Origin of the sequence: Bartonella massiliensis (assembly GCF_902150025.1) — a bacterium.
GTDB lineage: Bacteria > Pseudomonadota > Alphaproteobacteria > Rhizobiales > Rhizobiaceae > Bartonella > Bartonella massiliensis.
Window position 1 is genome coordinate 56,106 of sequence record NZ_CABFVS010000041.1, and the last position, 10,383, is coordinate 66,488.

General features: G+C 37.9%; 6 protein-coding genes. All 6 read left to right on the forward strand.

The window, feature by feature from the left end:
* Window positions 1-315: 315 nt before the first annotated feature.
* A complete protein-coding gene (locus FNZ60_RS08710; RefSeq protein WP_142417189.1) occupies window positions 316-1,947 on the forward strand; it encodes an ABC transporter substrate-binding protein in 1,632 nt (543 codons plus the stop codon).
* Between the two features lie 999 nt (window positions 1,948-2,946).
* Complete coding sequence (locus FNZ60_RS08715; RefSeq protein WP_142417190.1) at window positions 2,947-4,572, forward strand: ABC transporter substrate-binding protein; 1,626 nt, start codon at window positions 2,947-2,949, stop codon at window positions 4,570-4,572.
* Between the two features lie 424 nt (window positions 4,573-4,996).
* Entirely contained in the window at window positions 4,997-6,424 is a 1,428-nt protein-coding gene (gene xseA, locus FNZ60_RS08720; protein ID WP_185913564.1) for an exodeoxyribonuclease VII large subunit, read from the forward strand.
* Complete coding sequence (locus FNZ60_RS08725) at window positions 6,402-7,028, forward strand: DNA-3-methyladenine glycosylase I (protein WP_142417192.1); 627 nt, start codon at window positions 6,402-6,404, stop codon at window positions 7,026-7,028. Before xseA ends, FNZ60_RS08725 begins: the two co-directional genes overlap by 23 nt.
* A 124-nt stretch (window positions 7,029-7,152) precedes the next feature.
* On the forward strand, window positions 7,153-7,284 hold the full coding sequence (locus FNZ60_RS10495) for a hypothetical protein (RefSeq protein WP_281280259.1): 132 nt from the start codon (window positions 7,153-7,155) through the stop codon (window positions 7,282-7,284).
* A gap of 1,510 nt (window positions 7,285-8,794) precedes the next feature.
* Window positions 8,795-10,383 (forward strand): ABC transporter substrate-binding protein (locus FNZ60_RS08730; protein ID WP_142417193.1); only part of this gene is annotated, 1,589 nt, incomplete at its 3' end.

Consider the following 10,383-nt stretch of genomic DNA (forward strand, 5'->3'; position numbering starts at 1 on the left):
GCAGAGACAAGTTTACCAACAAAACAAAGATGAAAACTTTATCGAGAGTCTTCAATGGTAGACGTTAGGATACTATGAAGAGAAGATACCATGAAGTGGTTCTGTTATGAATGATCATTTATCCTATTGTTTTCTTTTATGTTTTTTTGTCAGCCTATAAGTGTGCAAGGGCAGAAGGGACTGATTGGCAAGAGGGGAATGGGTTGAAGGTTTTAAAGCTTTGTTTTTAGGAGCTTATGGTTTGTTTAATTTTATTATTAAGCAAGTTCGTGTTGCGTGAGGAATTTACATGATCAACGTTAAAAGGAAAAGTCTATGAACTTTAAGAAAAATATATTGAAAAGGAGCCGCTTTTTTGTTTCTGCTCTTATGACACTGGGGATGTTTGTACAACAAGTTTCCGCAAAAACACCGGCCGATACACTTGTGATGGCTTGGAATCTTGATGCAATAGATACGTTTGATCCTGCGCAAATCAATGATCGTTATGCCAATGAAATTATTGGTAATATTTGTGATAATCTGGTCGATTCTGCGAAAGATGATGCTGCTAAAGTCGTTCCTTCTTTGGCAAAAAGTTGGGATGTTTCAGATGATGGCCAAGGGACGATACTTACGTTTCATTTGCGTGATGGTTTGAAATTTAATGATGGTCGACCTGCTGGTGCTCATGATCTTGTTTGGAGTATGCAGCGGATTGTTAAATTAAAATTGTCGGCAGCGGCAATGTTTAACGAGTATGGAATTACTGAACAAAATGTTGATTCTACTCTTCAAGCCCCCGATGATAAGACAGTGGTGATGAAATTTGATAAGCTTTATCCAGCACAGCTTATCCTTAGTCATATGGTTACTCTTCGTCTTGCTGCTTTGCTTGATCGTGAGACAATTATGAAACACGAAAAAGATGGTGACCTGGGAAATCGTTATTTGGCTAGTCATACGGCTTGTGTTGGTCCTTATCAGTTAGAGAGTTGGCGTTCTGGCGAGGCTGTTTTATTGCGTGCAAGTTCTCATTATTGGGGAAAAGCACCGCAATTAAAGCAGATTCTCATTCGCCATGTTGCTGAGCCTGGAACACAACGTTTGTTGTTGGAAAAACACGATATTGATGTTGCGCGTAATTTGATACCAGAAGATGTCAAAGATCTGAAAGCAACAACAGATATTAAAGTTGAGAAAGTCTTAGAACCATCTGTTATTATATGGGGCTTTAATGCTACAAACCCCATTTTTGCCAATGAAAAAGTACGTTTGGCTATGCGTTATCTTATTGATTATGACACTCTTGGAAAAACACTTCTCAAAGATGTTGGTATTCCACGGGCAAGCTTTATTCCCATTGGTAATCTTGGAGCTTTGGATGAAAAAGAAGGACAACCCTTTAGACTTGATCTTCAAAAAGCTAAACAACTTTTAACAGAGGCAGGCTATCCGGATGGTTTTGAGGCCAATATTTATGCAGGGGCCTCTCCTTATCCTTTTGCTTTGCCTATTGCTCAGTCTATTCAAGATAATGCAAAAAAAATAGGCGTACGCTTTAAGATTGAACATTTTGTAGGAACACAGTTGTTTTCAAAACTTTATGCACGGAGTTTTGATACAATTTTTATTGGATGGAATAATGACTCTGCCGATCCTCATACCATGGCTTCACGTCTTATTTTCAACCCTGATAATCGGTTTGAAGCTAAAAATACTGGTTATCTTAGTTGGTGCCTTGGGTATTTTGATAAAAGTATGAATCAAAAGGTTCAGCGTGCATTGTTTGAAAAAGATCCTAAAAAACGGTCGAAAATGTATGCTGATTTACAGCGTGAATTCATGCAAAAAGGCCCTTATGCTTTTGTTTATCAGACATATCAGACTATAGCGATGACACCTGATGTCAAAAAATGGGTGTGGAATAGTGCTCCACGTATTTTTTATAATGACATTAAAAAATAAGCATGTTTTCAACTGTTGTTATATACAACAATGAATATGATGATGATATCTTCGACGTTTTGCATCGTGTTTTTAAGCTTTGCAATACGTCGAAGGGCGTCAATAAAAGGGGGATATATTGTTTCATGTCTTTTCAAGATTGATCCTTCTTAAAAGAGATTTTTCATTCTTATTAAAGAGGCATTCTTATTATAGGGGTATTTTATGGGCGTTAAGATTGAATATTTCAATTCTTTGTGAATTGAAAAGGGATCAATTTATTTGCTGAAAAAATTAGTGCAACGACTGTTATGGAGTTTAACCTTGCAAAAGGAACAAAGACTTTACACTGTTGAAGACAAGTTTTGTTATGGGGGGATGTGAGGAGTATCAGGTTTTTATGGTGCCCATATTTTCTTTTGCTTTGAAAGCTGCTACGGTGCATATTGGAGGCCATTATTTTGTGGGGAGGAAGCTATTTTGCGGCAAGTAATGAAAAAATTTGAAACCCTTCTTGAAGAAGGGATAAAAGTTGTGCAACTTGGCGAGTTGACGAAATTTTCTGTTTTATCGAAACATCAAATGATTATGAAGACTATTTGTTATTAAGCGCTTAAGCCAACAAGAAGCGTGCTTTGATGACATTTAAAAGACGTTAAAAGAGAAAAAACGCTAGAAGAAAGAAGAGACAAGTTTGCTCAACAAGAAAGAAGAAATCTTGGTTTTATCGCCTTTAATGGTGGTGGGGGAATGATATCATCAATAGGCCCTCTTATGGGTCATTATCCATTGCCTATTATCATCCATTGTCTATTGGAATGTTTGTCTATTGGAGCGTTTTCTTTTGTAGGTTGGGGGGATTTTATAGGTGCACAAGGACAAAAGGGATAATGAGTAAGGGGGGAGGTAAAAGTGCTAATCGTGTTTGTCTCTTAGAGTCTACGGCTCGTCTAATCTCATTGTTTTACGTGATTTTGTTGTGTGGGGAATTTATACAATAAACATTAAGAGGAAAAGTTGATGAGTTTGAATAAAAAAATATTCAAAGGGAGTGGTTCTCTTGTTTCTGTTCTTATGGCACTAGGAATGATTACCCAGCAGGTTTCAGCAAAGACACCGGCAAATACGCTTGTCATGGCTTGGAATCTCGATGCAATCAGTACGCTTGATCCCGCGCAAAGCAATGATATTTATGCAAATGAAATTATTGAAAATGTTTGTGATAGTTTGGTCACTACAGCGGCAGATGATCCAGCAAAAGTCGTTCCGGCATTAGCAACGCATTGGGATGTTTCAGGGGATGATCACAGTACGGTGATTACTTTTCATTTGCGTGATGGTTTGAAGTTTAATGATGGTAGACCAGCCAACGCCAGTGATCTTGTGTGGGGAATGAAGCGGGTTGTCAAATTAAAGATGGCTAGTGCAGCAACTTTTAATGAATATGGAATTGTAGAAAAAAATGTTGATGAGGCACTGCAAGCCCCGGACGAGAAAACGGTGGTGGTAAAATTTGATAAGCCTTATCCAGCAGAGCTCATTCTTAATAATGTTATCGCAAATCACGTAACTGCTTTGCTTGATCGTAAGACAATTATGAAGCATGAAAAAAATGGTGATTTGGGCAATCAGTATTTGAAGAGTCATGCTGCTTGTGTTGGTCCTTATCAGTTAAAAAGTTGGCGTCCTGGAGAAGCTCTTTTGTTGCGTGCTAGTTCCCATTATTGGGGAGAGCCAGCAAAATTGAAGCAGATTCTTATTCGTCATGTTGCAGAGCCTGGAACACAACGTTTGTTGTTGCAAAAGCACGATATTGATATTGCGCGTAATTTGGCCCCTGAAGATCTTGCAGATTTGAAAAAAACAACAGATGTTAAAATTGAAAAGGTGTTGGTCCCAACCATGATGTATTGGGGATTTAATATGACCAATCCCATTTTTGCGAAGGAAAAAGTACGCTTGGCGATGCACTATCTTATCGACTATGAAGGTCTTGGCAAGAAACTTCTCAAAGGGATTGGTATTCCACGGTCAAGTTTTATTCCGCTTGGCAATTTTGGCGCTTTAGATGAAAAAGAAGGGCAACCCTTTAAATTTGATATTCAAAAAGCCAAAAAACTTTTAGCAGAGGCGGGGTATCCGAATGGATTTGAAGCCAATTTTCTTGTCTCTAATACGCCTTATACTTTAGCTCTTGCTCAATCGCTCCAAGATAGTGCTGCACAGGCAGGGGTGCGTCTTAAAATTGAACGTGTGGCAAGGACACAGTTGTTTTCAAAGGTGGCTGCTCGGGCTTTTGATACGACTTTTATCGGATGGAGTAGCGGGTCTACAGATCCTCATACCATGGCTTCACGCCTTGTTTATAATCCGGATAATCGATTTGAGGCTCGAAATACAGCCTATCCTAGTTGGAAGAGTGGGTATTTTGATGCAGAGATGAATCAAAAAGTTGAAGAGGCATTGTTTCAAAAAGATCCGCAAAAGCGGGCGCAGCTTTATGCTGATTTACAACGTGAGCTGATGCAAAAAGGCCCTTATGCGTTTGTCTATCAGAAATATAATGTGATCGCGATGACGCCGGATGTCAAAAAGTGGGTTTGGAATAGTGCGCCACGTGTTTTTTATAGTAAAATTGAAAAATAAAAGGGGATCAAATTTATAAAGTATAAAAAAGTATGATCACGATATATTTGACGTATTGCAAAGCATTAAAGATTTTTGCAATACGTTGAATTTTATCGCTGATCAATTGCTATGTTTTGTAGAGAATTTCAAGATATTCTCTTTAGAAAGAATTTCTATTCTCATGAAAGCTGTGTTTGTATAGATGTTAAGATTGAATGTTTCAACTGTTGTTGATACCTTTTACATTTTATAAGAGAAAATAATGCTCTATAAATTTCTCTACAATGGTTTTAGGGATTATTGATAATTCTCATAATTGTTTTTAAGCTAAGAGGTATCCGATTTGGTGTTATGGGTATTTAGATAAAACTATACATCAAAAGGTTAACGATGCAGAGTTTCAAAAGGCTTCACAGAAACGGATGTAAAGAGTTCAAAAATGGTGAGTTTGTTTGGTGAAAAAACAGTTGCAACAAATGTCGCAGAATTTACTGTTTCAGAAATAGCTGGGGCTTTAAAGCGCGTTGTTGAAGAGAAGTTTGGGTATGTACGGGTGCGTGGTGAGATTTCTGGTTATCGAGGGGCTCATGCTTCGGGACATGCTTACTTTGCCTTAAAAGATGACAAGGCACGGTTGGAGGCTGTTATTTGGCGTGGGGTCATGGAAAAGCTCAAATTTCCTCCTGAAGAAGGGATGGAAGTGGTTGCTGTTGGAAAACTAACAACGTATCCAGGGTCATCGAAATATCAAATTGTCATTGAGGCGCTTGAACCAACAGGGGTTGGTGCTTTGATGACTCTTCTTGAAAATCGTAAAAAAAAGTTTGCAAAAGAAGGCTTGTTTGATGAGGCAAAGAAAAAGCCTTTGCCTTATATGCCTCGAATTATAGGTGTTGTAACATCCCCAACGGGTGCTGTTATTCGGGATATTATTCATCGTATATCTGACCGTTTTCCGTTGCATATTTTGGTTTGGCCTGTCCGTGTTCAGGGGGAAACAAGCGGGAGTGAAGTGGCTGCTGCTATTGAAGGTTTTAATGCTCTTGACACAGGAGGAAACATTCCAAAACCTGATCTGCTTATTGTTGCACGGGGAGGAGGCAGTTTAGAAGATTTGTGGGGCTTTAATGATGAAGCTGTTGTTCGTGCTGTTTATGCTTCTGATCTTCCGGTTATTTCTGCTGTTGGGCATGAAACAGACTGGACTTTGATTGATTATGTCGCTGATTGGCGTGCTCCAACCCCTACAGGAGCGGCAGAAAAGGCTGTTCCCGTCAAGCTTGATCTTGAAGTCAGTGTTGCATCCCTTGGGGCACGTTTGCGTAAAGGACTGGCACGTTCTTTTGATTTTCATCAACAAAAATTGCGTGCAGCCAGACGAGGTCTTCCCACTGTCGACCAACTTTTTGCTCTACCGCGGCGTGGTTTTGATGAAGTTTCAAGTCGATTACAGCGTGCTCTTTGTGTGAGCTACGATAAAAAACGTTTTTCTTTTCATGCCCTTCAGCTCCGTCTTTCGCTACGTTTGTTAAATAGTGAAAAAGCACAACGTCATACAAAGGAATATACAGTGCGTCTTCAACGTGCTTTTGTGCGCAGTGTGGAAAAACAACGCGCGGCGTTAGAGTTGGCATGCAGGCTTTTAAAAAGTACTTCTTATCAAAATATTTTAGAGCGTGGTTTTGTTTTGGCTTTAGGGCAAGATCATAAGCCCATTAAACGGTTAGCGCATTTTCCTGAAAGTGGACAAATAAATTTACGCTTTTTTGATGGAGATATCAGTGTTGCAACAAAAGAGCCTGTTTCTGCGAAACATTTAAAACACAAAAAAATAAAATCATCAAGCGATGACCAAGGAACTCTCTTTTAATACGGTGAATTTAATGCTTGCTGAGGGTCTTCTTAAGGGAGTGGATGGAAAAGTTCGTTGCGCATGGGCTGGAACGGATCCACTTTATTGTGCTTATCATGATAACGAATGGGGAAAACCTATTTTTGAGGATATCCCTTTGTTTGAAAAAATTTGTCTTGAAGGTTTCCAAGCGGGGCTTTCTTGGTTTACGATTTTAAAAAAACGCCCTTCTTTTCGCATTGCATTTGATGATTTTGATTTTGAAAAGATTGCTCATTATGATGCGCTAAAAGTGCAAATGTTAATGCAGAACAAAAATATAGTTCGTCATCAAGGAAAAATTAAATCAGTACTTAATAATGCACTGAGAGCACAGGAAATTATAACAGAGTGGGGGAGTTTGTCTGACTATTTTTGGTCTTTTCAACCACCACAATCGGAGCGCTATGAAAAGATAGATTTTCAAACACTGTTGGCTCATTCTACAACCCCTGCTTCTCTTCGTCTTTCTAAAGATTTAAAAAAACGCGGTTGGACATTTGTTGGTCCCACGATTTGTTATGCTTTTATGCAGTCTATAGGGATTGTCAATGATCATCTTGAAGGGTGCTTTTGTCGATAAATTGGCAAAACTTCTATCAAAGGCAATGATCAAGAGAATAATAATTGAATTATATCAATGTACAGATAACGCTACTACGTAAGATATCTGAAAGCTTACAAACGATACAAGAGTGATGACTTTTATGGCTACTGGAAGTCAAAATGATAAAATAAGGTATAACTTTGGGAATAAAAAAACAGATGCAAAAAAGAGTGATAGCTTAGTTTTTATGTATCTGGCGTTAGATAATAGCGATATTTTATTGGTCAAATAGGACACTACTCAGTTGCCAGTTCACGTGCTTTCTTAAAAAAAATCTTACTGTCCTTATTTATCAATGGGGCTTATGAATGATATAACGATGAAGTTATTTCGCGCCATTCTCTTATACTCGTGAAAGAACGAGTCCATACCATTCTACATTTTGCATCTTTCCATGTTGCGCAAGCGTTTGGCATTTGAAATGACTTAGAAGAGATATTTGTATTTGCGTTATGACATAGTCGTTATTAGCTGTCATTATAACGAAGTAATCAATATTTATTCATGTTTATTGATGAATGCAAAGTCGTTTTTAACTGGGGTGTTGTTGTTGCATTGTTATATTTTTCTTCGGTTTTATGAGGGGTGAATTATTTTTGTGGTGATCGATTGTCCAAGACTTGCCTAGGCACTCTAAAATAAAACGCAATAATGAAAAACTGAGGTTAAATAACTTAAGTTGCTTGTGTTAGGTTTTATTATCTGATAAGTTTCCCCCATTAGAGAGGAGTTTTGCTGCGTGTAAGTAGCAGTTTTGGGGAGGATACTTAAGCTCAAGCAGACTTGTATCCACTACATTGCTTCATTGAATCTCTGTGTTTTGCTGTTGCAGGCGGGTGTTTTATTAAGGCATGTTGCTTGCTATTCTATTTTTGTTATGCAAAAGCAATAAGGTACACTAAAGTTTAGAAGGATTTATATTCGTTATGTTTTTGGGGAAAATCATCTAATGAATTTTGTTTTTATCAATGAGGGAGGCTATTTTAGTTTGTATTCTTTTATTATAAGCTTTATTTCTCAGAAAATGAAGGTTGGAAGAGGTGGCTTTTCTCATTATTCATTTCTTTTTGTTCGTGTATTTAGCTTTGCTGGTAGGTAAAACTTTTGAGACTTAATTTCCAAAATTTTAAGCAGATTTTTGTGAGGGGGAGAGTTTTAGACAAGATATTCTCTTTATGTTTTCTACCATTTTAATATAATTTTTATTATGGCGTAAAGATGTGCGGCATCTTGAAAATGAATTTTAAAGGGGGATGATGGTTTTTAAAGTTTACGTATTTTATTTTTAAATACAACTTAAAGGAATAAAAATAGTACGTTCATAAAACTTTGCGCAATGATTTCTTTTAAAAGCTTACTGTTTTTGGGGGGCTGCAAGGTTTATCATTTGATGATTGATGGGGGAATGATAAAGCGTGGGATTGATATAAAGTGTATTGTTGTGTGCAAAGAGCTATTATGAAAAAAGGTCATATTGGTTGGCAAAACATATATTGCATATTCGCTATGGTTTGATTGAGACTTAAGTCAATGAACTTATAAAATGCGGTGGGGATTTATAAAGTGAGATGGGGATTTATAAAGTGGATGAAATTTAAAAATAAGATGACTCTGTATAGGTGATGAGAACGTCTTTGTTCAATTTTTATAATTATAAGTTTGCTCTTTATGATTATAAATTTGTTTGTCATTTCAATGTCTTTAATTGATAAAAATATTGATAAAAAATAAGGGGAAAATTTATGAACTTGAAAAGAAAAATATTAAAAGGGAGCAGCTCTCTTGTTTCTGCTCTTATGGCACTAGGAATGATTACCCAGCAGGTTTCAGCAAAGACACCGGCAAATACGCTTGTCATGGCTTGGAATCTCGATGCGATCAGTACCTTTGATCCCGCACAACTTAACGATGTTTATGCAAGTGAAATTATTTACAATGTCTGTGATAATTTGGTCAGTACGGCGACAGATGATCCAGCAAAAGTTGTTCCGGCATTAGCAACGCATTGGGATGTTTCTGGGGATGATCACAGCACGGTAATTACTTTTCATTTGCGTGATGGTTTGAAGTTTAATGATGGCAGATCAGCCAACGCCAATGATCTTGTTTGGGGTATGAAACGGATTGTTAAATTAAAAATGGCCAATGCAGCTATTTTTAATGAATATGGAATTGTAGAAAAAAATGTTGATGAGGCACTGCAAGCTCCGGATAAGAAAACGGTGGTCATGAAGTTTGAGAAACCTTATCCAGCAGAGCTCATTCTTAATAATATTGTGGCAAGTCGTGCAACTGCTTTGCTTGATCGTAAGACGATTATGAAGCATGAAAAAAATGGTGATCTGGGCAATCATTATTTGAAGAGTCATGCTGCTTGTGTTGGTCCTTATCAGTTAAAAAGTTGGCGTCCTGGAGAAGCTCTTTTGTTGCGTGCCAGTTCCCATTATTGGGGAGAGGCACCGAAGCTGAAGCAGATTCTTATTCGTCATGTTGCAGAGCCTGGAACACAACGTTTGTTGTTGGAAAAACACGATATTGATGTTGCGCGTAATTTAACTCCTGAAGATCTTGCAGACTTGAAAAAAACAACAGATGTTAAAGTTGAAAAAGTGTTGGTCCCAACCATGATGTATTGGGCATTTAATATGACAAATCCCATTTTTGCAAAAGAAAAAGTACGCTTGGCAATGAACTATCTTATCGACTATGAAGGTCTTGGCAAGAAACTTCTCAAAGGAATTGGTATTCCACGGTCAAGTTTTATTCCTCTTGGCAATTTTGGCGCTTTGGATGAAAAAGAAGGGCAACCCTTTAAATTTGATGTTCAAAAAGCCAAAAAACTTTTAGCAGAGGCGGGGTATCCGAATGGATTTGAAGCCAATTTTCTCGTCTCCAATACGCCTTATACTTTGTTGCTTGCTCAATCACTCCAAGATAGTGCTGCGCAGGCTGGGGTACATCTTAAAATTGAACGTGTGGCAGGGACACAGTTGTTTTCAAAGGTAAATGCACGGGCTTTTGATACGGCTTTTATCGGATGGAATAATGATTCTGCGGATCCCCATACCATGGCTTCACGTCTTGTTTATAATCCGGATAATCGGTTTGAGGCTCGAAATACAGCCTATCCTAGTTGGAAGAGTGGGTATTTTGATGCAGAGATGAATCAAAAAGTTGAAGAGGCATTGTTTCAAAAAGATCCGCAAAAGCGGGCGCAGCTTTACGCAGACTTACAACGTGAGCTGATGCAAAAAGGACCTTATGCGTTTATTTATCAGAAATATGATGTTATTGCGATGACGCCGAATGTCAAAAAGTGGGTTTGGAATAG